Source organism: uncultured Candidatus Thioglobus sp., assembly GCF_963981275.1.
Taxonomy (GTDB): Bacteria; Pseudomonadota; Gammaproteobacteria; order PS1; family Pseudothioglobaceae; genus Thioglobus_A.
The window spans coordinates 23,051-44,341 of the sequence record NZ_CAXCCZ010000003.1; the positions used below are offsets into that span (position 1 = coordinate 23,051).

The 21,291-nt window shown below is 39.2% G+C and carries 27 protein-coding genes; 18 read left to right on the forward strand and 9 right to left on the reverse strand.

Annotated elements, in window-relative coordinates:
• The first annotated feature begins 8 nt into the window (after positions 1–8).
• Positions 9–1,331 (forward strand): tRNA (N6-isopentenyl adenosine(37)-C2)-methylthiotransferase MiaB, encoded by a 1,323-nt coding sequence (gene miaB / locus ABNR88_RS00920; RefSeq protein WP_291925969.1) that lies wholly within the window; start codon positions 9–11, stop codon positions 1,329–1,331.
• Here the strand turns inward: miaB and ABNR88_RS00925 are convergent.
• The 4 genes from ABNR88_RS00925 to ABNR88_RS00940 form a co-directional block, all read right to left on the reverse strand.
• Complete coding sequence (locus tag ABNR88_RS00925) at positions 1,328–1,783, reverse strand: hypothetical protein (protein WP_291925972.1); 456 nt, start codon at positions 1,781–1,783, stop codon at positions 1,328–1,330. The two genes, miaB and ABNR88_RS00925, sit on opposite strands and share 4 nt — an antisense overlap.
• Positions 1,773–2,462 carry an SCO family protein gene (locus ABNR88_RS00930; RefSeq protein ID WP_291925975.1) on the reverse strand — a complete coding sequence of 230 codons (690 nt, stop codon included), beginning with the start codon at positions 2,460–2,462 and terminating at the stop codon, positions 1,773–1,775. The genes ABNR88_RS00925 and ABNR88_RS00930 overlap by 11 nt, the downstream gene beginning before the upstream one ends.
• Positions 2,463–2,957 carry a copper chaperone PCu(A)C gene (locus ABNR88_RS00935; protein ID WP_291925978.1) on the reverse strand — a complete coding sequence of 165 codons (495 nt, stop codon included), beginning with the start codon at positions 2,955–2,957 and terminating at the stop codon, positions 2,463–2,465.
• 75 nt (positions 2,958–3,032) lie between these two features.
• Positions 3,033–3,413 (reverse strand): hypothetical protein, encoded by a 381-nt coding sequence (locus ABNR88_RS00940; protein ID WP_348669796.1) that lies wholly within the window; start codon positions 3,411–3,413, stop codon positions 3,033–3,035.
• Between the two features lie 112 nt (positions 3,414–3,525).
• On the opposite strand from ABNR88_RS00940, the gene ABNR88_RS00945 reads away from it, so the two are divergent.
• From ABNR88_RS00945 to ABNR88_RS01020, 16 genes are all read left to right on the forward strand, one after another.
• The gene (locus ABNR88_RS00945; RefSeq protein ID WP_291925986.1) at positions 3,526–4,443 is read left to right on the forward strand and encodes a PhoH family protein; all 918 of its coding nucleotides are present in this window, start codon (positions 3,526–3,528) and stop codon (positions 4,441–4,443) included.
• A complete protein-coding gene (gene mnmA, locus ABNR88_RS00950; RefSeq protein ID WP_291925989.1) occupies positions 4,436–5,521 on the forward strand; it encodes a tRNA 2-thiouridine(34) synthase MnmA in 1,086 nt (361 codons plus the stop codon). The genes ABNR88_RS00945 and mnmA overlap by 8 nt, the downstream gene beginning before the upstream one ends.
• Positions 5,514–6,152, forward strand: a complete 639-nt coding sequence (gene hflD, locus ABNR88_RS00955) for a high frequency lysogenization protein HflD (protein WP_348669798.1) — start codon at positions 5,514–5,516, stop codon at positions 6,150–6,152. Before mnmA ends, hflD begins: the two co-directional genes overlap by 8 nt.
• An 86-nt stretch (positions 6,153–6,238) precedes the next feature.
• Complete coding sequence (gene rpsT, locus ABNR88_RS00960; RefSeq protein WP_291925994.1) at positions 6,239–6,499, forward strand: 30S ribosomal protein S20; 261 nt, start codon at positions 6,239–6,241, stop codon at positions 6,497–6,499.
• 64 nt (positions 6,500–6,563) lie between these two features.
• Positions 6,564–7,046 carry a Smr/MutS family protein gene (locus ABNR88_RS00965; protein WP_291925997.1) on the forward strand — a complete coding sequence of 161 codons (483 nt, stop codon included), beginning with the start codon at positions 6,564–6,566 and terminating at the stop codon, positions 7,044–7,046.
• Positions 7,047–7,049: 3 nt separating this feature from the next.
• Positions 7,050–8,453, forward strand: coding sequence for an exodeoxyribonuclease VII large subunit (xseA, locus tag ABNR88_RS00970; protein ID WP_348669799.1), 1,404 nt, complete (start codon positions 7,050–7,052; stop codon positions 8,451–8,453).
• Entirely contained in the window at positions 8,440–9,264 is an 825-nt protein-coding gene (locus ABNR88_RS00975; RefSeq protein WP_291926003.1) for a peptidoglycan DD-metalloendopeptidase family protein, read from the forward strand. The genes xseA and ABNR88_RS00975 overlap by 14 nt, the downstream gene beginning before the upstream one ends.
• Positions 9,254–9,649, forward strand: a complete 396-nt coding sequence (locus ABNR88_RS00980; protein ID WP_291926006.1) for an RDD family protein — start codon at positions 9,254–9,256, stop codon at positions 9,647–9,649. The genes ABNR88_RS00975 and ABNR88_RS00980 overlap by 11 nt, the downstream gene beginning before the upstream one ends.
• 70 nt (positions 9,650–9,719) lie before the next feature.
• On the forward strand, positions 9,720–9,959 hold the full coding sequence (locus ABNR88_RS00985; protein ID WP_291926009.1) for a hypothetical protein: 240 nt from the start codon (positions 9,720–9,722) through the stop codon (positions 9,957–9,959).
• 17 nt (positions 9,960–9,976) lie between these two features.
• Positions 9,977–10,312, forward strand: a complete 336-nt coding sequence (locus tag ABNR88_RS00990) for a septum formation initiator family protein (protein WP_291926012.1) — start codon at positions 9,977–9,979, stop codon at positions 10,310–10,312.
• Between the two features lie 52 nt (positions 10,313–10,364).
• Entirely contained in the window at positions 10,365–11,072 is a 708-nt protein-coding gene (gene ispD, locus ABNR88_RS00995; protein ID WP_348669801.1) for a 2-C-methyl-D-erythritol 4-phosphate cytidylyltransferase, read from the forward strand.
• Positions 11,069–11,542: a 2-C-methyl-D-erythritol 2,4-cyclodiphosphate synthase gene (ispF, locus tag ABNR88_RS01000; RefSeq protein WP_291926018.1), complete on the forward strand. Its 474-nt coding sequence runs from the start codon at positions 11,069–11,071 to the stop codon at positions 11,540–11,542. Before ispD ends, ispF begins: the two co-directional genes overlap by 4 nt.
• Positions 11,539–12,960 (forward strand): UDP-N-acetylmuramate--L-alanine ligase, encoded by a 1,422-nt coding sequence (murC, locus tag ABNR88_RS01005; protein WP_291926021.1) that lies wholly within the window; start codon positions 11,539–11,541, stop codon positions 12,958–12,960. The genes ispF and murC overlap by 4 nt, the downstream gene beginning before the upstream one ends.
• 9 nt (positions 12,961–12,969) lie before the next feature.
• On the forward strand, positions 12,970–13,803 hold the full coding sequence (gene murB, locus ABNR88_RS01010) for a UDP-N-acetylmuramate dehydrogenase (RefSeq protein ID WP_348669803.1): 834 nt from the start codon (positions 12,970–12,972) through the stop codon (positions 13,801–13,803).
• Positions 13,800–14,687, forward strand: a complete 888-nt coding sequence (locus ABNR88_RS01015) for a D-alanine--D-alanine ligase (RefSeq protein ID WP_348669805.1) — start codon at positions 13,800–13,802, stop codon at positions 14,685–14,687. The genes murB and ABNR88_RS01015 overlap by 4 nt, the downstream gene beginning before the upstream one ends.
• 22 nt (positions 14,688–14,709) lie before the next feature.
• Complete coding sequence (locus ABNR88_RS01020) at positions 14,710–15,450, forward strand: FtsQ-type POTRA domain-containing protein (RefSeq protein ID WP_348669807.1); 741 nt, start codon at positions 14,710–14,712, stop codon at positions 15,448–15,450.
• On the opposite strand, the gene ABNR88_RS01025 is transcribed toward ABNR88_RS01020, so the two are convergent.
• The 4 genes from ABNR88_RS01025 to ABNR88_RS01040 are packed head-to-tail and all read right to left on the reverse strand — an operon-like array spanning position 15,434 to position 18,997.
• Positions 15,434–16,126 (reverse strand): hypothetical protein, encoded by a 693-nt coding sequence (locus tag ABNR88_RS01025; RefSeq protein WP_291926034.1) that lies wholly within the window; start codon positions 16,124–16,126, stop codon positions 15,434–15,436. The genes ABNR88_RS01020 and ABNR88_RS01025 overlap by 17 nt on opposite strands.
• A 5-nt stretch (positions 16,127–16,131) precedes the next feature.
• Positions 16,132–17,739: a LysM peptidoglycan-binding domain-containing protein gene (locus tag ABNR88_RS01030; protein WP_348669809.1), complete on the reverse strand. Its 1,608-nt coding sequence runs from the start codon at positions 17,737–17,739 to the stop codon at positions 16,132–16,134.
• A complete protein-coding gene (locus tag ABNR88_RS01035) occupies positions 17,679–17,987 on the reverse strand; it encodes a BolA family protein (RefSeq protein ID WP_291926040.1) in 309 nt (102 codons plus the stop codon). Before ABNR88_RS01035 ends, ABNR88_RS01030 begins: the two co-directional genes overlap by 61 nt.
• Positions 17,984–18,997, reverse strand: a complete 1,014-nt coding sequence (locus ABNR88_RS01040) for a CDP-6-deoxy-delta-3,4-glucoseen reductase (RefSeq protein ID WP_291926044.1) — start codon at positions 18,995–18,997, stop codon at positions 17,984–17,986. The genes ABNR88_RS01035 and ABNR88_RS01040 overlap by 4 nt, the downstream gene beginning before the upstream one ends.
• Before the next feature lie 58 nt (positions 18,998–19,055).
• On the opposite strand from ABNR88_RS01040, the gene miaA reads away from it, so the two are divergent.
• Positions 19,056–20,006 carry a tRNA (adenosine(37)-N6)-dimethylallyltransferase MiaA gene (gene miaA, locus ABNR88_RS01045; RefSeq protein ID WP_291926047.1) on the forward strand — a complete coding sequence of 317 codons (951 nt, stop codon included), beginning with the start codon at positions 19,056–19,058 and terminating at the stop codon, positions 20,004–20,006.
• On the opposite strand, the gene murD is transcribed toward miaA, so the two are convergent.
• On the reverse strand, positions 19,984–21,282 hold the full coding sequence (gene murD, locus ABNR88_RS01050; protein WP_291926050.1) for a UDP-N-acetylmuramoyl-L-alanine--D-glutamate ligase: 1,299 nt from the start codon (positions 21,280–21,282) through the stop codon (positions 19,984–19,986). The two genes, miaA and murD, sit on opposite strands and share 23 nt — an antisense overlap.
• Positions 21,283–21,291 lie beyond the last annotated feature (9 nt).

Sequence of the window (21,291 nt, forward strand, 5' to 3'; positions counted from 1 at the left end):
AAGATTAAATGATGAATAAATTACATATCCGCACGTTCGGATGCCAAATGAACGAGTACGACTCTGATCAAATGATTAACGTACTCAAACACTCACACAATTTAACACTAACCGATCAAGCAGATGAGGCAGATGTGTTACTTTTAAATACTTGCTCCATTCGTGAGAAAGCCCAAGAAAAGCTATTTCACCAATTGGGTCGTTGGCGCAAGCTTAAAGAAAAAAATCCTAATTTAGTGATTGGTGTTGGTGGTTGTGTCGCCTCACAAGAAGGTGAGTTGATTCTCAAACGTGCTCCTTACGTGGACATTATCTTTGGCCCGCAAACCTTGCACCGACTTCCGGCAATGCTGAATGAGGTGCTGGGTGACAAAAAAACCAGTATTGACATCTCCTTTCCTGAAATTGAAAAATTTGATCACCTACCCGAGCCTGAATCAAACGGGGTAAGTGCCTTTGTTTCTATCATGGAAGGTTGTAGCAAGTATTGTACTTTTTGCGTAGTACCTTATACGCGTGGAGAGGAGGTTTCTCGCCCTTTTAATGATGTAATTAAAGAAGTGGAAATACTCGCCAAGCAAGGGGTTCGTGAGGTTAATTTACTCGGTCAAAATGTCAATGCTTACCAAGGTGAAATGGATGATGGCACCCTGGCCGATTTGGCATTTTTGATTAATATTGTTGCGCAGATTGAAGGTGTTGATCGTATTCGCTACACCACTTCTCACCCTGTTGAATTTTCAGACAGCCTAATCCAAGCTTACGCCGAAGTGCCTGAGCTGGTTTCGCATCTGCACCTGCCAATTCAAAGTGGCTCTGACAAAATCCTAGGCCTAATGAAACGCGGCCACATGGCCATTGAATACAAATCTAAAATCAGAAAACTGCGTGAGATTCGACCTGATATTTCCATCTCTAGCGACTTTATTATTGGCTTCCCAGGGGAGAATACTCAAGATTTTAACGATACCATGAAGCTTATTAACGATATTGGATTTGATAAGTCCTTTAGTTTTATTTACTCTGCGCGCCCTGGTACGCCTGCGGGTAATTTTGTTGATGATGTCGATATGCAGATTAAAAAAGAAAGACTGGCTTTAGTCCAAAAAACTATCGACGCATCTACCGAAGTTATTTCGAAGTCCATGGTTGGCAGTATACAAAAAGTATTGGTGGAGAATTTGGCTAAAAAAAGTGACGGCTTATTTGGCCGCACAGAAAATATGCGCAATACGCATTTTCCAGGGGATCAATCTCTCATTGGACAAATTGTCAATGTAAAAATCATCGATGCTCGCGGTAATTCTTTAGTGGGTGAGCTAGCCGATTAACTTTTATGCGTTTTAAAAGGCAGTGAAATGCGCCAAATTACGCCGTCTTCCTGAATACTTACATGCGCTAACCAATGCATAGTATCAAGCACACATAGCGACAAAAACCCCTTACCCACATATTGACCAACACCTACCTTATTAAGTATATACGGTGGTAAATGATGATTAATTTCAATCCCTTCGAAACTAACTAATACCTCATCCGCATCCAAACCATGTGTCAATACACGCAGCGACAAGGCTTGAGTAGTAGGAATACCGCGCGGTGTAATATCAAATTCAATGCTTTTACCACCCCCTAAGCTCACCATGCAGATTGATGTTGATATTTGACACTCAGTCACCTTAATATCATGAGTGATAGACCTTTCAACCATCCATTGGTAGGCATACCCACTAGCAATGAATAGCGCCGTCAAAACAATAACTAAGGCGGATTTACTCTTCAAAAGCCTTGACTAATTTCTCAATATCATTTGCCATATTGCTCAGATTATGCGAAGTTGGAAAGCCAGCTAACACTTCCCCATCAGGGCTAACAAGATAAATTCTGGCTGTATGGTTGATCACATAACCCTTCTCGATTGCATCCTCAGGTAAGGATTCTTTTTTATTAAGTGTAATTTGCTTGCCATTCTCATCATAAATGACACGTTCATAATACGCACCAAAATCCTTAACCAGTTGATCAATTTGCTGCGGATCACCCGACACCCCTACAAACCCTTTATCAAAATGAGTAACGTAAGTTTTTAACACCTTAGGTGTATCTCTTAAGGGGTCAAATGTCACCGCAACCACATTAGGGACAACCTCTGCCTGCGTGTTTTCCAGTTGCGCTTTTAACATAGACATGTTAGCCAGCTCTGTTGGGCAGATATCAGGGCAATGCGTATAGATAAACAACAATAAAGTCCAATTGTCCTTAAGGTTATTATTGCTAAACACATGACCATTATGGTCACTTAGTGAAAAATCTGATAGCGGCTTATCAGGGTTATGCATTATTTGCGCAGTTGCCAATTGAGCACTTAAACTTTTATAATTTTTAGCACCATCCAAAGGATAGAACGCTACAGTTATTAATAAAAGAAGTGCGCCAATTGCTGTGAGAATCTTGATATTCATTTAATGCGCTGAATGATGCTTCATCATTCTTTTTCCCTTCCTAACCAGCGCCTGAATTGTTTGTGTATTGCCATTATTAAATTCAAGACTTAACTCAATTTTTTCACCCTTGCCTGGCACTCTGTTCGGGCCAATTAACATAACATGCCAACTACCTGGCTTTAAGTGTAGTTTTCCTTGAGCTGGAATTGGCATAAAGTCCTGCTTGACCATTTTCATCATGCCGTTATTATTAATTGTTCTGTGTAACTCAATACGCTTATAGCCTGGAGTATGAACAGAAACAAGCCTTACCTCTTGGTTGGTATTATTACTAATTTTTAAAAATAGGCCTAATGCAGGTGCATTGGCTGGCGCTGAACGAATCCAAGGGTCTATGATTGTGATTTGATGTTGATCGTCATTCTGTTGATGAACATGGTTTTGTGCAATGGCAGCGGTTGTGCTGGCTAATGCTGTTAATGTAAATAGTGCTATTTTAATGTTGTTTAACATGATTGTTTTTTCCTTTTAACTGTCTAATGTGAGCCCCACTCTTAATTTACATATGGGGTTATATAAAAAAATGTATCAGCTAAAAAGAGGGGGTGCGCGAATGGCAAAAGATTTAGATAAATTATTTAATTGGGTATTGTCTTGAATCGTTAAAATGTGAGTTACACCGCCACTTGTCAGGCTAACGAGTTGCTCGGTATTGGAGCTTATCACGTCTAACGCACCAAGCGTTAGCAGGCAAACTGGGCAACTAGATGTGTCTGAACGCTCTTGCTTGTTATCTTGTGCAATCCAAACTTGTTGGTAACCTTGTGTGGTGCAAATAATAGAATAATGTCCGTTTTGCTTTGAATCTGAAATAAAAGCAGAAGCCGCTGGAGACAATAGCTGAAACAGCATGACTAATATAGTCATACGAATAGCATTTAAGGAAATTTTTCCCGTCATTAGGCGCATGTTTATCTATCGTTGTTATTGATTATTTTTTTATCATTGTATCACTAACCTACGCCCAATTCAAATAGTCAACTGTTTTATTGGTGCCATCAAAAATGCTAAAATATACCTTATGCATATTACCCTAGAAGTTAATAACACTGAGCAACTCGCAAGCGTTTGCGGATCATTTGACCGCAACCTTGAATCCATTGCCAAAAGCCTTGATGTTGAGATTAATAACAAAGGCGAAGAGTTCGTTATACATGGCGATAACAAGCATATTGCTGCGCGAATCTTACAAGATTTAAGCACTCTATCAAAAACTCAGGCAATCGAGGTACATGATGTGGAAATGAGCTTGAGAGCTTATACACAAGATGACTTACCTGGAGAATCGGTCAATATTAAAACCAAGCGCAAGTTTATTCATGTGCGTTCAAAAAATCAACAGCATTATGTCAAGGCCATCAAAGACCAAGATTGCACATTTGGTATTGGCCCTGCTGGCACTGGAAAAACTTATCTTGCTGTAGCACGCGCTGTTGAAGCGCTTGAGCGTTCAGATGTTAGGCGTATTGTTCTCGTTCGCCCTGCGGTTGAAGCTGGCGAGAAGCTAGGATTTTTGCCAGGTGATCTTACTGAAAAAGTTGATCCTTACCTGCGTCCTATTTATGATGCCTTGTATGAAATGATGGGTTTTGACAAGGTGACCAAATTATTAGATAAAAACATCATTGAAGTGGCACCACTCGCTTTTATGCGTGGACGCACACTAAATGAAGCTTTTATCATTTTAGATGAAGCTCAAAACACCACTACAGAGCAAATGAAAATGTTTTTAACGCGCATGGGTTTTGGCTCAAAAATGGTAATTACCGGGGATGTCACCCAGATTGACTTAGCTCGACCTGACAAGTCAGGCTTACTTCATGCTATGAAAGTCCTAGAAAGTGAACCCAAAATTTCTTTTTGTCATTTCCATTCCAGAGATGTGGTTAGGCACAAATTAGTTCAACGCATTGTACAGGCTTACGAAATCTTTGAATAAGCTCGGAAAAATTATAGTTGGCTTGTCTGGTGGTGTTGATTCGTCAGTTGCTACACTTATGCTGTTAGAGCAAGGCTACGATGTTGAAGCTCTATTCATGAAAAATTGGGATGAGGATGATAAAGATGGCCACTGCACGGCTGAACAAGACTTATCTGACGCACAAAAAGTGGCAGACAAGCTTGGTGTTAAACTTCACAGTATTAACTTTTCAGCAGATTATTGGGAGGATGTATTTGAGCATTTTCTACAAGAACATAAAAAGGGTCGAACACCCAATCCTGATGTCTTATGCAATCAAAAAATAAAATTTAAGGTTTTTCTTGAACATGCCCTATCTCTTGGTGCTGACAAAATTGCCACCGGCCACTACGCCAGAATTACCCATGACAATAACAGCTACCAACTTAGAACAGGATTGGATAATAACAAAGATCAAAGCTATTTCCTGCATTTGTTAAATCAACAACAGCTCAGTAAAAGCTTATTTCCACTAGGAGAGATTAGTAAAACAGAAGTTCGTGCACTAGCCAAAAAACACGATTTAATCACCGCTGATAAAAAAGATTCAACGGGTATTTGCTTTATTGGAGAGCGTAATTTCTCACAGTTTTTACAGACCTACCTCCCAAAACAGCAAGGCGACATTGTTAATGAACACGGAAAATTTATCAAGTACCATCAGGGTTTGGCTTTTTATACCATTGGGCAGAGAAAGGGTTTAGAAATTGGTGGTGGCTTTAGCGATTCACCAGAGCCTTGGTTTGTGGCTGACAAACGCATTGATAGCAACGAACTATTGGTTGTTCAAGGTGATCATCCCTTGCTGTATCACAACACACTGAGCACATCTAACCTCCACTGGATTGACACTCAACCCAATTTTCCATTAGCGTGTCAGGCTAAAATTCGCTATCGTCAAGCCTCTCAAGATTGTAAAATAATTCAAGATAACGACCAAGTTAAAGTCATTTTTACTCAACCACAAAGAGCCATCACACCTGGGCAGTCAGTTGTTTTTTATCATGAAGATATCTGTCTCGGTGGTGCAATCATTGAACAAAGGACTAATGAATAAAATACAACATCAAACCCTAGCCTTAGCCGGAATTTTACAAAGTGCCGTGCTGGTAGATCAGCTTGCTTCAAGCGGCATCTGCCACAATGAATGCTCTGGCGCCAGCCTTAGCAGTATTGTTAATACCAGCTCAGATGTAACAGATATTTTTAGCTCTAAAGAGCAGTTAGCTGTTGGTATTTCTACTTTAAAAGCAGTTCTGGGTAAGAAAACGAAATCCATGCAAACCATCACTTTCTATGCTCTTTCCTTGATCAATCTTGAAAAAAAATTGATGAAAAATCCTGCCTTATTAGACACAATTACAACTGAAATTAGTGCGTTTAATCAGCAAGCATTCTTTGAAATCACTCATGTCAACTCTATTGCACGCCTTGGGGAATTGTACAAATCAACCTTGGGCGGACTAAATCCAAGAATTATGGTCAAGGGTGAACAGGCATATTTATCCAATCAACGAACTGCAGACCATATTAGAGCTCTGCTATTATCTGGCATAAGGGCCGCTTCTTTATGGAAATCCCAAGGTGGAAAAACCTGGCACTTGCTTATCAACAAACACAAAATCCTTAAAACAATAGACAGCCTGGAAACGCTCGAAGACTCGTCAAAAAATATTACTCAATCTTAGTAATTTAAATTTTCAATTTTTACTAGACTTTTGCTCGCTAAGACTTTATAATTACGCCTTTAAATATTTAACCCTTATATATCAAGATGGCTAATTCAGCAGGTTCAAAAAAACGCGCAAGACAAGCAACAAAACGCAACAAGCACAATTCTCAAATTCGCGCTAAAGTTCGTACTTTTATCAAAAAAGTATCTTACGCATTAGAAGCTGGAAACAAAGAAGAGGCACAAGGTGGTTTTGTTGCCATGCAGAAAATGATTGACCAATCAGTTAGTAAAGGTCTTATGCATAAAAATCAAGCAGCAAGAAAGAAAGCTCGATTCAACGCACAAATTAAAGCATTGTAAAAACTGAGTTAACATTGCTATAATTAAGCCCTCATTTGAGGGCTTTTTTAATGCACAAACAAACATGATTAACGACGACGATAAGCAGCTTTTTAGGGCTAGTGTTGATGCTAACGCACCCATTGACAAAGATGGTGTAAGCTCAGCAAACCAGCAAACCAATCATGCCGCTTTTACTGCTTATAGCTACATTACTGAAGCACGTCTTAGCGGTTCAGAATCAGTAGCTTATGCAAAAAATGGCTTATCACCAAAACTAATCAAAAAAATGAAACGGGGTGATATCGACTTTGCACCCTCTTTGGACCTTCATGGACAGACTGTTATCGAGGCATGTGAATCCATGAGTCAATTTATGTATCATCATCAGCATGAACCCTTTATTCACATTATTCATGGCAAGGGCTACCACTCTGAAAATGGTATGAGTATTTTAAAGACTCAAGTAGTTAGCTTTCTACACCAACACCCTCAAGTAATAGCTTTTAATTCTTGCCCTGCTAAAGATGGCGGTAGTGGTGCGGTATTCGCCCTGCTTAAACAATAGGCCATGTTTAATTTAGATGAAATCTACACAGTCTCTGACTTTTTGTCATTGTGTAACAAAACGGTTGAAAACAACATTCCTACTAGCTGGCTGCAAGGGGAGATTTCTAACTTAGCGCGTCCGGCGTCTGGTCATTGGTACTTTTCTTTAAAAGATAGTCGAGGACAGGTTCGCTGCGCTTTGTTTCGCCTTAATCAGCGCAATATTAAATTCAACCCTGAAAATGGCCTAGAGGTGTTGGTGCGCGCTGCACCGACTTTGTATGAAGCTCGTGGTGACTTTCAGCTTATTATTCAACATGTTGAACCCGTGGGTGTTGGCAATCTTAATCTAGCCTTTGAGCAGTTAAAAAATAAACTTTCAGAAGAAGGTTTATTTGATTCAACCCACAAGAAGCCTCTGCCCGCTATTGTTAAGACTATTGGCGTTATTTCATCGTCCACCGGGGCAGTTATTCAAGATATTATTAGGGTGCTGAACAAGCGCTACCCTTTTGCTCATATTTTATTATTTGATAGCGTTGTCCAGGGTCAAGGTGCATTTGAAAAAATTGGCCAAGCCATTATTGCAGCAGATAATTCTCAACGCTGCGATGTATTAATTGTTGCTCGTGGTGGTGGCTCTTTAGAAGACTTATGGGCTTTTAACGAAGAATCATTAGCACGTATTATTTATTATACCAAAACACCTATTGTTAGCGCCATTGGCCATGAAACCGATACCACAATTGCTGATTTTGTCTCAGATGCAAGTGCTCCAACGCCAAGTGCTGCTGCAATGCTAGTAACACCAGATAGGCTAGAGCTACGCTCTAGTCTTACAAAGCTATCGCTACTATTGCATCAACAAGCTGTTCAAAATCAACAGCGCAAACAAACTGCCCTTGATCAATTAAAACTTAGAATAAATACACCTGACAGGCAGTTAAATCATCTATCACAACAACTTGATTATTTATCTCACCGTCTTAACAATACCGTAACAAGCCTAATTGAAACTCAAGCATTTAAATTGAGCACCCTGTTTTCCAATCTAAAACAACACTCACCAAAAGAACAGATCAAACACTCTATTGCCATTAGCCAGCTATCAGCCAATCGATTAGATAGGCAAATTTTTCAAACCATTAGCAATTACAAGCAAACACTTGTCCAATTAAATGTTCGACTTAGAAATGCAAGCTTACAATTAATTGAACAACAAAAACACCAGCTGGCTAGCCATGCCCATGCACTAGGGCATTTATCTCCACTCAGCACTCTGTCTAGAGGTTATAGTATTACAACAACAGAGATTGAAAATCAAGTACTCACATCAGTCACCAATACTCAATCTGATCAAATTATCAAAACACGCCTAAGCGATGGCGTGATTATTTCTAAGGTGGAAAAAATTGAAAAAAATTGAACTCTTTCTACTATTGTTTTTGCCTTTGAGTGTTTTAGCCAACCTCAATATTAAAAACACCCCCATTCCAGGTGGAATTGCTGTGGTTGATTTCTACACTAACCACGCCAATCCTAAAGCTTTTTATAGTCAGGTTCCAGTCTATACACAGCATATTAATGACACACACTGGCAAGCGTTAATTGGCATCCCTCTATTGGCCAAAATAGGTGAAAAGCAGCTAACCATCAAGGATTTTTCCACACGCAAAATTACCTTTGAGGTGACAGATCACTCTTATCAAGAGCAGCACATCACTCTGAGTGGTAAAAACAAAAAATACATCAATCCAAATTTGGCACACATGGATAGAATCAAGCGAGAGCGACCAATTCTCTCCAAGGCACGCAAAACCTTCTCTGAAACTTTTATTAAAGATACTACTTTTATGCGCCCGACATCGGGAATTACCACCAGTCCTTTCGGGTTTAAACGATTTTATAATGGCCAGGCACGCCGTCCACACACAGGCTTAGATTATGCTGGAAAAACTGGCACTAAAGTCAAAGCTTCTGCTGGCGGAAAAGTTATTGTTAGTGATGAATTCTTCTTCAATGGTAATGCTGTTTTTGTTGATCATGGACAAGGATTGATTAGTGTCTACATCCACCTAAATAAGCGCCTAGTAATGCCTGGACAAGTCATTAAACAAGGTGATGCAATCGGCACGATTGGGCAAACAGGGAGATCCACAGGGCCACATCTACATTTTGGCATCTACCTTAACCAAACCGTTATCAACCCTAACCTACTCATTAATCATGAAATCTAACGTCTCATTACTACGCCGCACTGGCGCCATGCTCTACGATGCTTTTTTAGCCTTCTCTTTAGTTTTTTCTATTGGTATGATTAGTAGAGTCTTAATAGGAGATATGGGTAATGCCTTTTTCTATTTAATCACCCTGCCAGGTGTTTATTTATACTTTAGCGTTTCGTGGGTTAAAGGACGTCAAACTATTGGCATGAAAGCCTGGAAATTTCAAGTAATTCAGCACAACCAAACCAACATAACCCATCAACAAGCATTTGTTCGTTTTATAGCCGGGCTTGCTTCTTTTTTAACCCTAGGCGCAGGTTTTATCTATCAGCTATTTAACAAAAATAACTTAGCTTGGCACGACAAAATATCCAACACTTTATTAGTGAAAAATTGACTTACATCAATAAAATAAAAAGGATCTGTGATATAATATTTTTAATTATTTTATTCATCAGGGTGAGAACATGGGCTCAACAGTAGACAACAGTGGCGTAAAAGGTAATATTTTAATGATTAGCACTTTAGCAGTAACTTTAGTTGCACCTTTAGCTTTAATCATTCTTTCGTATATTGAAGTGATTTCTGGCACTGCAGAATACATTGCCGCTATTGGTGTTATTGCTTCTACTATTTACATTATTGGCGGCTCAATTTGGATGTTTTCACAAGACGCTAAAGATGGTCACAATCTTGCCGATGGCTAATAGCTTCAGTAGTCAATTTGAATATTAATTCTCTAAAAAAGCCAAATAATTTATTTGGCTTTTTTTATCGCCATTGGATTAGTGTTATCCTGCTAATCGTTTTAGTAGCGCTCATTCGTCAAAATTTTATTGTTAATACATTTCCTGCTGATGTACATGAAAAACAACTAATACTTGAAAATAATCTAGCCACTAACCAGCAACTACAACAAGAAAATTTAAAACTCCAAGTGGAGCTTAACGCCAAATCTGATCAAAAGCTAGAAATTCTAGAATCTATGGCGAGACAAAAATTCGGCCTGATTAAACCAGGGGAAAAGTACTACCAAATCAGCACTTCTGATCAAGATTAAAACCAACATTGCTTGGGTATAATAAAAACAATCTACTTTAATTTTTACCCCTATGTCAACTGATCATTGCTATCTTGTTATACCTGCCAGTGGCATTGGAACACGGATGCAAGCCAGTGTAGCCAAGCAATATTTACAGCTAGATAATGGCCTTAGTGTCCTTGACCAGACCTTGTCAACCTTACTCAATATTGAAAAAATAAAAGGCTGTGTCGTAGCTATTTCCAAACAAGACACCCTATTTAAATCCTCTAAATTTTATCATCACCCTAAACTCCTGGCGATAGCTGAAGGTGGTGAAAAGCGCCACCAGTCAGTCATCAATGCATTAAATGCATTAAAACCTTATATCAAAGATAGTGACTGGGTATTAGTGCATGATGCTGCTAGACCTTGCATTGAAACAAGCAGTGTTGAGAGTCTTATTCAGCATCTTGAAAGTCAAACAACAGGCGGACTATTGGCAACCAAAGTGGTGGACACTATTAAAAAATCCAATCATCAAATGGTTCAACATACCGTTGATAGAAGCAACCTCTGGCAAGCACAAACGCCACAGATGTATCGGTTTGGAGTGTTATTACAGGCGTTAAATAATGCTAATCATGATGGTGCTGATATCACAGACGAGGCAAGTGCTATTGAGCACGCAGGCCTTGACTCCCTACTTGTCGAATCTTCCAAAACTAATCTTAAAATCACCAATCCTGAAGATTTAGCCTTGGCTAACTTTTATTTAAACAAACCCTCATTCTCATGAAATTTAAAACTGGCTTAGGACAAGATTCACACGCATTTGAAGACAACAGCAAACCACTCCTACTAGCAGGAGTTGACTTTAAGCATGCCCAAGGGTTGCGTGCAAATAGTGATGGTGACGTAATATTTCATGCGCTAACAAATGCAGTTTCTTCTATTACTGGCATTAATATTCTTGGTGAAAAAGCAGATAAACTTTGCCAACAAGGTATCGTGGATAGTCGTGAATATCTCAAGTTAGCCTTACAAGATTTGAGTACTTGGCAGGTGCAGCATATTGCCATTTCTATCGAATGTTTAATGCCAAAAATAACACCCTTCATTCCCAGTATGAAAAAAAATATAGCTCAATTATTCAGCATCTCCATAAATGATATTGGCATTACAGCTACCACAGGTGAAAATTTGAGTGCTTTTGGTAAGGGTGAAGGCATTCAAGTGTTGTGTGTTATTAGCGTCACTCAAGCATGAAAAATTTAAGACAAGTATCCAAATCTAGAGTTAATAAAATTCATTTTATTGGTATTGGCGGCTCTGGCATGAGTGGTATTGCCGAGGTGCTGCACAATCTAGACTACCAAATTTCTGGCTCAGACATTTATCAAAACAGCACCACTGATAGACTATCAAAAATGGGTTGTAAAATTAGCTATCAGCATCATGCTCAAAATATTGTCGATGCACAAGCTGTCGTCGTCTCTAGCGCCATTAGTCTGGACAATCCAGAGCTAATAGCAGCTCAAGAACGCCACATTCCAATTGTTCCTAGAGCAGAAATGCTAGCCGAAATCATGCGTTTCCGTTTTGGAATTGCCGTGGCCGGTACACATGGTAAAACTACAACAACGAGTATTATTGCCCACATTCTTAATCAAGCAGAACTTGATCCAACTTACATTATTGGCGGAATTCTAAACTCTAACGGTGTCAATGCCAAACTAGGAGAGAGTGACTATTTAATTGCAGAGGCAGATGAATCGGACGCTTCTTTCTTGCACTTACAGCCTATGCTTAGCATTATCACCAATGTTGACCAAGATCACATGGCCACTTATGATAATGATTACCAACAATTAAAAGATACCTTTGTTAGTTTCACCTCAAATTTACCTTTTTATGGCGCTTGCATTCTGTGTAGTGATGACCAAGGTGTTCGCGATATTATGGACAACATCCATCGTCCTGTCATTAGCTATGGGCTTAATACTGATGCTGATATACGCGCTATAAATATCAAACAAGTTGGCATGCAAATGCATTTTGACGTAGTGTGTACGCACGCCAATTCAAAATATAACCAAACTTTTCCAATTCAGCTCAACCTCATTGGCAAGCATAACATTCTAAATACATTGGCCGCAATTGGCGTTTGCTGTGAACTTGATATCAACATTAGCATCGTCCAATCTGCGCTCAATCAGTTTTCTGGTGTTGCCAGAAGACTTGACTATCATGGACAACTAGCAATTCAAGAGCACTCAGTAGATTTATTTGATGATTATGGTCATCACCCAGTTGAAATTAACGCTATTTTTGACTCACTAAAAAATACTTACCCTGATAGGCGCCTTGTGGTGATTTTTCAGCCACATCGTTATTCCAGGACTCGAGATTTGTTTGATGACTTTGCCCGTGTTTTGAGCTATGCACAAGGGCTTATTTTGCTAGACATTTATCCAGCTAGTGAAAAGCCTATTACTCACATTAGTAGTTCGACATTGGCAGAATCCATTAGAAAGCGCTCAACATTAAATCCGGTTGTAATTAAAGATGCACAAGAAGCTTTAAATGTGTTGCCTCATCTAGTTAATCAAGATGATGTGCTATTAACCTTGGGCGCGGGTGATATCCATACCCTGCCTAGCTTGTTAAAAGCAAACTATGGTTGAGTTGTTTACGTGCTAAGACACAACGAATCTATGGCCTCACACTGCTCTTTACGTGCAGGTGGATTGGCGCAAGATTTTTTCATGCCAGATAACACCCAGGCGCTCATTAATTTTTTAAAATCAAATGTCAGGCCCTTGTTATTTATAGGTCTAGGCAGCAATCTTTTAATCCGTGACCAAGGATTTAATGGGGTTATTGTTAAGCTGACACAGCTTAAATCGGTTGAAATTAATCAATCCTGTATTGTGGCACAGGCAGGGGTAACACTTGCCAAATTATCCAGATTTGCACAAGAAAACAACCTACACGGAGCTGAGTTTCTAAGTGCCATTCCTGGCACAGTTGGTGGCGCATTAGCCATGAATGCAGGCGCCTTTGGCGCAGAATTCTGGCAATTTGTTAAATGCGTTCATACAGTAAATACATCTGGTGAGAGCTTTCAGCGACAACCTTCTGAATTTGAAATTAATTATCGAAACATCAATGCGGTCAATGCTGATGAGTACTTTATTGCAGCAGTGCTGGAGTTTAACTTGACAGCGTCTGATCAAAATATTCAGCAACTACTACAAAAGAGAAATGATTCTCAGCCTATGGGTCTGCCCAGTTGTGGCAGTGTTTTTAAGAATCCAACTGGGCATTATGCTGCTGAGTTAATTGAAAAATCTGATTTAAAAGGCATTTGCATAGGGGGCGCCTGCGTATCCAATAAACATGCTAATTTTATTATTAACCAAAACAAAGCCAGTGCCACAGACATTGAAAGCCTGATTTTGCATATTCAACAAACCGTAAAATCAAAATTTAATATTAATTTGGAAACAGAGCTAAAAATTATATGATTGCTGTATTAATGGGTGGTAATTCTGCCGAGCGCGAAGTGTCTTTAAATAGTGGTGAAGCTGTCTATCAAGCATTAAAATCTCAACAAATTAACTGTTTTAAATTTGACTGGAATGGTGATAATCTAGAGGATCTCTGGTCTCAACATTTTGATCTAGCCTTTATTGTTCTGCACGGTCGTGGCGGGGAAGATGGAGTTATTCAACAACTACTGGAAGATCGGAATATTACCTACACAGGATCAAATGCGAGTGCAAGTGCCAACGGCATGGACAAACATCTATGCAAAAATATCTGGCAATCTGAGAATCTTCCTCTAGCACCCTCAATTCTTGCTAACAAAGACTCTACAACACCCACGATTGATTTTCCACTACCCTGGGCCGTTAAGCCGGTTTCAGAGGGCTCTAGTATTGGCATTAGCAAAGTGACGAGTCTTGATCAATTAGACAACGCCTTAACCTTGGCTCAGCACTATGATAACAAAACCTTAATTGAGCAGTGGATAGAAGGAGAAGAGTATACGGTCGCCATTTTGGATGGTGAGGCGTTGCCAGTGATTAAAATTGTAGCCGATCAAGATTTTTATAATTATGAATCTAAATACCTATCTAATAGTACTCAATACCTTTGTCCATGTGGCTTAACAGAACAACAAGAAAAGCAACTACAAGCGATAGCACTAAAAGCATTTCAAGCAATTAAGGCCACTGGCTGGGGTAGGGTCGACTTTATTCTAGATGAACACAACTCACCCTTCTTGCTTGAAATCAACACTGTGCCAGGCATGACATCGCATTCTTTAGTGCCAATGGCTGCCAAAGCAGCAGGCATTACTTTTGAACAATTGGTTAAAAAAGTCATTCATGCAGCTCAAAAGTAGAAACCAGCATAGGCTGCCTTTATTGCAACAGATAAAACGTTGGTTTAAGCCGCTGATTTTTGGCTTGATTATCACCGCCATTGGTTGGGGGGCAACTCAATACAACCCTAGTGAATTACTAAAGATTAGCATCAACTGGGAAATAGATCGCCCTCAACTGGTCAATCAAAAAACACTTGAACAGCAAATTAAACCCTTAATCAATCAATCTTACCAACTAGATTTACATAAGGTTAAGTATGAATTAGAGCAGCACCCTTGGGTTCAAGAAGCTCAAGTAAGACGTCTTTTCTGGGATGCTATTCATATTGATGTAACCACCCATAAAGTTGCCGCCCATTGGGAAAACATAGATTGCAAGCAGCCTTTTGAGCAAGAGGATTGTCAAGGCTATATAACCACACAGGGCAACCTTATCATGCCTGAAAACTTATTTTATCAAATTGATGGTCAAACACCATCTGACCTTGTTTTGTTGAAATCTGGCGAACATCCCAAACAATACGATTCTCTTTTAAAAGATTACCGTGTTTATCAAAAAATCTTATCTGAGTTAACCATTCTTTCTTTAACAAGAAGCAATATTGATCGCTTAACCATAAAACCAAATATAGCTGTTGTACTTGGTTACAACAAGCAACAGCAGCGTTTACAAGATTTTATTAAAATTTACAAAAAATTAAGACAAAAAATCCCGCTTAAAAAACTCAATAAGGCCACTTATGATATGCGTTACCCAAAAGGATTTACGCTGAAGTATTAGCCTTTTGAATGAGCTGATAACACAACGCTAAATTAACCAAACTCCAATAAAACAAAACAGTCTTAACTATCCACCCAAAAACATCTGACAATCCTAAGGCGCTAAATAGTGCTGTAAAAATCATGCCAATTAAAGCTGGGATAATGGCTTGCAATAAAAATAGATTAGCTTGAGAAACAAAGTTTAATTGCCACTTATAATTTGAAGGCTGGTGTAGGGCAATGCGCACAAAATTAAGTGTGATTGGCATAATTAAAAAATAAATAACCAACTGCAAAAATCCAATACCTGTCAGCATTACCGGCACAGTGGTTACAAATCCAATAAACAACGTTAAACCAATAAACCTAAAAATTTGGCGAATATCAAAAATTGGAGACATGGCTGACACAGCCTGCTCACCCAAAACAACCAATCGATACATATTAACAGACAGCATAATATAGCCATAAAAGAACAGTAGCAGATATACCGGTGTATTATCTGGCAACACCACTTCAGTCAATTCTCCACCTTGAAATACCACATCCATCAGCTCAAACATTTGTGGCAATATAAGCAATAACGGCAGTGAAATAGCCACCGGTAGAATTGAAATTTCAACAATTTTCTTCCAGTGTGTTAACGCAAAAGCAAAACTAGCCAGGATAATTTTATTAATAGGGAGTATGTTCATAAGATTTATTTCATTTTTGAATTGATAACGTTAACCATAATAGTAAGTCTTTGCCCGGGTTGCAACGGCTTATTATCAAGGCCATTCCATTGTTTAATTTGCACAACACTAACGCCAAATTTAGCAGCAATAGTTGACAAATTATCACCACGTTTTACTCGGTAAGATACTTTTCGATCAATATCAATACCCAGTTTTGTTACTGATGACAAATCTTTGTAAGTGCTCAAACTAGACTGCCAAAGGACTAATTTTTTGCCCAATTTTAATGGCTCTGAACGTTTAATATGATTCCATTTAATAATATTATTAATACTCACCTGATATTTTCTGGCAATTAGCCACAAACTGTCACCTTTTTGAACAGAGTGGATAACCTTATGCCCAGGTTTATTTGAATTTAAGCGGTTTTTTTCCCGCTCAGATTCTGATGATGAATAGGCCTTAGAACCCTTTTGAGCAACTGGCACAATCAAATAATCCCCTGCTTTAATTAAGTTATTTCTTAATTGGTTGACACTGGAAATTTGATTAATCGTGGTTGTGTATTTTTTAGCAATAACACTCAGGCTATCACCCTGCTTAACCTGATATCTCACCCACCTCAATCGCGCCCTATTTGGATTATCAAGCATTGATTGTTTAAAATATTTCATATTTTTACTTGGCAGTAACAAGGTATACACACCTTCAGTTGGTGTCGCCCAACGCTTCAGTCCAGGATTGAGTGAGTATAAATCCTCCAATTCCACCGCAGACCAGTCGGAAATTAAAGCCAAATCAAACTGAGTGCTCAATTGGATAGACTCTAAAACTGGACTGTTTTTAACAGGGGTAATAGTTTGTGAATATTTTTCAGGGTGCTTAATAAGCTCAGTGACTGCCAACAATCTCGGCACATAACCCTTCGTTTCATTAGGCAGTTTTAAATGCCAAAAATCTGTTGGCTTGCCTTGTTTTTTGTTATCTCGAATGGCTCTTTGCACGCGCCCTGGGCCAGAATTGTAAGCAGCAATAGCTAACAACCAATCCCCTTTAAATAATTTATTCAAATTTTTCAGGTACTTAACAGCCGCCTTAGTAGAGGCTAATACATCTCGACGACCGTCATACCACCAGCTATCCTTTAAACCGTAGAGTTTGCCTGTAGATGGGATAAACTGCCAAAGACCTGAAGCCGTACCGTGAGAATATGAAAATGGATAATAGGCGGATTCAACAATAGGCAACAAGGCAATTTCAAGAGGTAAGCCTGCTTTTTCAACCTCTTGCACAACTAAGTACAAATAAGGGTTGGCACGTTTGGTAATGCGCGTTAAATAGTCGGGGTGTTTTTTAAACCAATCAATATGCCAATATAATTGCTTTTGACTGGGTGCTTTTAATGTAGATCTATTGGTGATATAACGCCAAAGATCTTCTTCGACAACAGGCTTGGCGACAACTACTTTTTTTACTTCAGTTTTTACAAGCTGATTGGTGGAATTACCTGTTTGAGGACTGCAAGCACCTAGAAGCAAAAAGGTTAGGAGTAGAAGTTGTTTGGCAATCCTTAAGATAAATGCCCGCCTGAACATTTTGGCGATGTTGGCGCGCCATTTTTTACCTGCCACTCATCTGCTGTATAGGTGTGCATGGCCAATGCATGAATATGAGTAAGCTCTTCCTTAAATAAATGATTAATCAGGCGGTGTCTTGCAATTAAAGTAAGCTCATTAAACTGATCACTCACCACAATTAATTTAAAGTGCGATTCTGATGCGGGACCTGCATGATTACACGACTCATTGATCACCTCTAAATAACTAGGAGATAGTGACAACTGCAATTGCTCAGTTAGGTGTTGCTGCATATTGCTCATGATTCACTCACTTGATAGGCGAAATCAAAGCTATCATTAAAAAAGTTATTCTCAAACATTCCTTTCTTAACGAATGTATTAGCTGCAGATTTCACCATTTCTGGCGGCCCACAAGCATACACTTCATATTCAGTTAATGTTTCAAAGTCTTCTAAAACCGCCTCATGAACATAGCCCGTTCTACCTTTCCAGCCCTCATCAGGCCTTGATAGTACAGGCACAAAATTAATGTTCTTAAATTTTTCAGCCCACTCACTCGGGAGTGACATATACAAATCTTGCTCACTTCTCACTCCCCAATAAATATCAATACGCCTTTGACTACCCGATTCAATCGCATGCTCAACCATCGCTTTAACAGGGCCGAACCCTGTGCCGCCTGCAATCATAATCATAGGCTTTTCACTGTCTTCTCTTAAGTAAAAACTACCCTTAGGTCCTTCAATTTTTAACAAAGACTTTTCTTGCATTTTATTAAATACAAAATTAGTAAACTTTCCTTTAGAAATCAGGCGTACATGCAACTCTATAATGCCGGTATTATGCGGTGCATTAGCAATCGAAAAAGCACGCGGTTCAAAATCAGGGTGAATTAAATCTATGTATTGGCCCGCTAGATACTGCATGGCTTCACTGCCTGGAATTTTTAAGATAACCTTTGCCACATCATCGTTTAAATGCTCAATTTTATCCACCTTACAAGGTAAGGTCTTTACTTGAATATCCGCAACACTCTCAAGCTCGGTGACCACAATCGATAAATCTGTTTTAGCATGGCACTTACACGGAAGAATCATATTCTCATCAATCTCTTGCGCTGTTAGTCCAGGTGGAATTCCGTCCGAATAGCCAACCTCTCCCTCCATAAGTGTCGCCTTGCACTTGCCACAAAAACCATTCTGACACCCATAAGGGAACCCTAAGCCTTGACTAATGGCGCCATCGAGAATAATCTCATCTTTTGCAACCTTAAAGCGGTTGCCACTTGCCTGATTTTCTACTGTAAACATGACTTAATTCTATCAATCTATTGAATGCTGACATTATAATCTAGGTTAGTTGTAATAAATGCTTACTAATACAAGGATCTTTGTGATCAACCCACCTGCTAATACCGTGCTTTTTTTAATGGGTCCCACTGCCTCGGGCAAAACGGATCTAGCAATTAAAATTAGTCAAAAAATTAAATCTCGACTAATTAGTGTTGACTCTGCATTAATCTATCAAGGAATGGATATTGGCACAGCAAAACCTAGTAAAAAAACACTCAATACTCACCCCCATCATTTGATTGACATTTGCAAGCCTAGTGAAGCTTATTCAGCTCATGATTTTGTTACCGATGCCACTCAACAAATTGAGCTGGCTTTTCGCAATAATGAGCTGCCTATTTTAGTGGGTGGCACCTCATTTTATTTTAATGCCATAGAGCACGGTCTATCTGATCTACCCGAATCGACCCCAGAATCACGTGAAAAATATAACCAGCTATTGAAAGAGCAAGGGTCAAAAGCATTACACCAAACCTTACAAAAAATTGACCCCGTTGCCGCTAACAGAATTCATGCTCATGATTCACAACGCATTACTCGCGCACTAGAAGTATTCGACATTAGTGGCCAGACTCTCACCACGCTCCAAGGCAAAAAACAAGGAGGGCTCAACTGCATAATTAACAAAATTATCCTCATGCCTGACCGGTCTGAACTTCATCAGCGCATCGAAACTCGATTTCATTTAATGATGGAACAAGGTTTTATAGAGGAGGTTAAAGCTTTAAAAGCTAATACAAAGCTCCATCAAGATCTACCCTCAATTCGCTGTGTTGGCTATCGACAAGCCTGGCAATTTTTAAATCAAGAAATAGATGAAGCAGAAATGATTGAAAGATCTATTATTGCCACACGTCAACTGTGCAAACGCCAAAGTACTTGGCTCAAAAATGAAACCCAAGGATTAACTCTAAAAACAGCAGATCTTGAAAAATCGCTAAATTTTATCCAAGAACAGCACGTTTAAATTCACGGCCACGATGCTCAAAATTATCATACATATCAAAACTTGCACAAGCCGGAGATAAAAGCACAACCCCATTATTAATCATATCTTTGGCTAAAGAAACCGCCTCACGCATATCTTGTGCATGGATAGTTTTCGCCGTGTGAATGCCGTGCTCAAAATCCATAGCACTTTGACCAATTAACACCACACCAAATACATCTCGATCAATAAGTTCGAAAAATTCAGCATGGTCTTCATCTTTTGCCAGTCCACCTGCAATTAGAACGATATTTTCGTGCTTATCAATAAGAGCTTTAAGTGCGGTTATACTTGCTAAAGCGTTGGTTGCTTTTGAGTCGTTATAAAATGCAATACCTTGTTTGTCTGTTACCCATTCTAATCGGTGCTCAAGCCCTTTAAAAATTTTGACACAATCAGTCATTGTAACCATATTTAGGCCGATTTGATCACCCAACGCCAATGCTGCCAAGATGTTAGCCACATTATGCTCACCAATCAATTGCATTTCATCAACCCCCATCAATACCTCATCACCCTTTAAAAAGTAACAACTGCCATGGCAAGTCACCGTGCCAAAATCTTGCTCTTGTTTGGGTATATTAATACCAAAATGAGTGGCTGAAGCTTGCGTAGGAACCAGTGGCTCATCCATATTAATAATCAAATTTTGGCAATAATGATACAAACTTAGCTTCGAATTTGTGTAATGTTCAAAGCTTTGGTACCGATCCAGATGATCAGGGGTAATGTTTAATACCACACCGGTTAATAAATTTAAATTTTTACTATAGTCCAACTGATAGCTTGACAACTCCAATACATAAAGCTCGACTTCATCATGCAAACACTCTAGTGCAGGTTTACCAATATTACCACCTACTGCAACTTTTTTACCACTAGCCTCAACCATTTCTCCTAATAGTTGAGTGACAGTTGATTTACCATTAGAGCCAGTAATGCCAATAACAGGCGCCTGAACATACCTAGAAAATAACTCGATATCACTAACAATATCAATACCCTGCTCAAGTGCCCATATGACAATTTCCTCATTTTGAGCAATACCTGGAGAGATGAAAATCTCATCAACTTCTTCTAATGTGGACTTGCTCCAACCATCCAGAGCAACCTCTACTGTGGGAAATTCTGATAAAAATTCAGATAGGCGTTGTGGCGCCTGTCGAGAGTCAGCCACTTTAAACGCAATTTTTTGCTGTAGCAAAAAGCGTGCAATGGAAAAACCGGTTATTCCTAAGCCTAAAACTAGTTTCATGCTATTGTT

Excerpts from the sequence above, each read along its gene's own strand:
- ispF (WP_291926018.1), top strand. The coding sequence starts at position 11,069 with ATGAAATTTAAAACTGGCTTAGGACAAGATTCACACGCATTTGAAGAC.
- ABNR88_RS01035 (WP_291926040.1), bottom strand. The coding sequence starts at position 17,987 with ATGAGCAATATGCAGCAACACCTAACTGAGCAATTGCAGTTGTCACTA.
- ABNR88_RS00930 (WP_291925975.1), bottom strand. The coding sequence starts at position 2,462 with ATGAATATCAAGATTCTCACAGCAATTGGCGCACTTCTTTTATTAATA.
- ABNR88_RS01025 (WP_291926034.1), bottom strand. The coding sequence starts at position 16,126 with ATGAACATACTCCCTATTAATAAAATTATCCTGGCTAGTTTTGCTTTT.
- ABNR88_RS01015 (WP_348669805.1), top strand. The coding sequence starts at position 13,800 with ATGATTGCTGTATTAATGGGTGGTAATTCTGCCGAGCGCGAAGTGTCT.
- ABNR88_RS00935 (WP_291925978.1), bottom strand. The coding sequence starts at position 2,957 with ATGTTAAACAACATTAAAATAGCACTATTTACATTAACAGCATTAGCC.
- ABNR88_RS00945 (WP_291925986.1), top strand. The coding sequence starts at position 3,526 with ATGCATATTACCCTAGAAGTTAATAACACTGAGCAACTCGCAAGCGTT.
- ABNR88_RS01040 (WP_291926044.1), bottom strand. The coding sequence starts at position 18,997 with ATGTTTACAGTAGAAAATCAGGCAAGTGGCAACCGCTTTAAGGTTGCA.
- rpsT (WP_291925994.1), top strand. The coding sequence starts at position 6,239 with ATGGCTAATTCAGCAGGTTCAAAAAAACGCGCAAGACAAGCAACAAAA.
- ispD (WP_348669801.1), top strand. The coding sequence starts at position 10,365 with ATGTCAACTGATCATTGCTATCTTGTTATACCTGCCAGTGGCATTGGA.
- miaA (WP_291926047.1), top strand. The coding sequence starts at position 19,056 with ATGCTTACTAATACAAGGATCTTTGTGATCAACCCACCTGCTAATACC.
- xseA (WP_348669799.1), top strand. The coding sequence starts at position 7,050 with ATGTTTAATTTAGATGAAATCTACACAGTCTCTGACTTTTTGTCATTG.
- hflD (WP_348669798.1), top strand. The coding sequence starts at position 5,514 with ATGAATAAAATACAACATCAAACCCTAGCCTTAGCCGGAATTTTACAA.
- murC (WP_291926021.1), top strand. The coding sequence starts at position 11,539 with ATGAAAAATTTAAGACAAGTATCCAAATCTAGAGTTAATAAAATTCAT.
- murD (WP_291926050.1), bottom strand. The coding sequence starts at position 21,282 with ATGAAACTAGTTTTAGGCTTAGGAATAACCGGTTTTTCCATTGCACGC.
- ABNR88_RS00980 (WP_291926006.1), top strand. The coding sequence starts at position 9,254 with ATGAAATCTAACGTCTCATTACTACGCCGCACTGGCGCCATGCTCTAC.
- ABNR88_RS00940 (WP_348669796.1), bottom strand. The coding sequence starts at position 3,413 with ATGCGCCTAATGACGGGAAAAATTTCCTTAAATGCTATTCGTATGACT.
- ABNR88_RS00985 (WP_291926009.1), top strand. The coding sequence starts at position 9,720 with ATGGGCTCAACAGTAGACAACAGTGGCGTAAAAGGTAATATTTTAATG.
- ABNR88_RS00965 (WP_291925997.1), top strand. The coding sequence starts at position 6,564 with ATGATTAACGACGACGATAAGCAGCTTTTTAGGGCTAGTGTTGATGCT.
- miaB (WP_291925969.1), top strand. The coding sequence starts at position 9 with ATGATGAATAAATTACATATCCGCACGTTCGGATGCCAAATGAACGAG.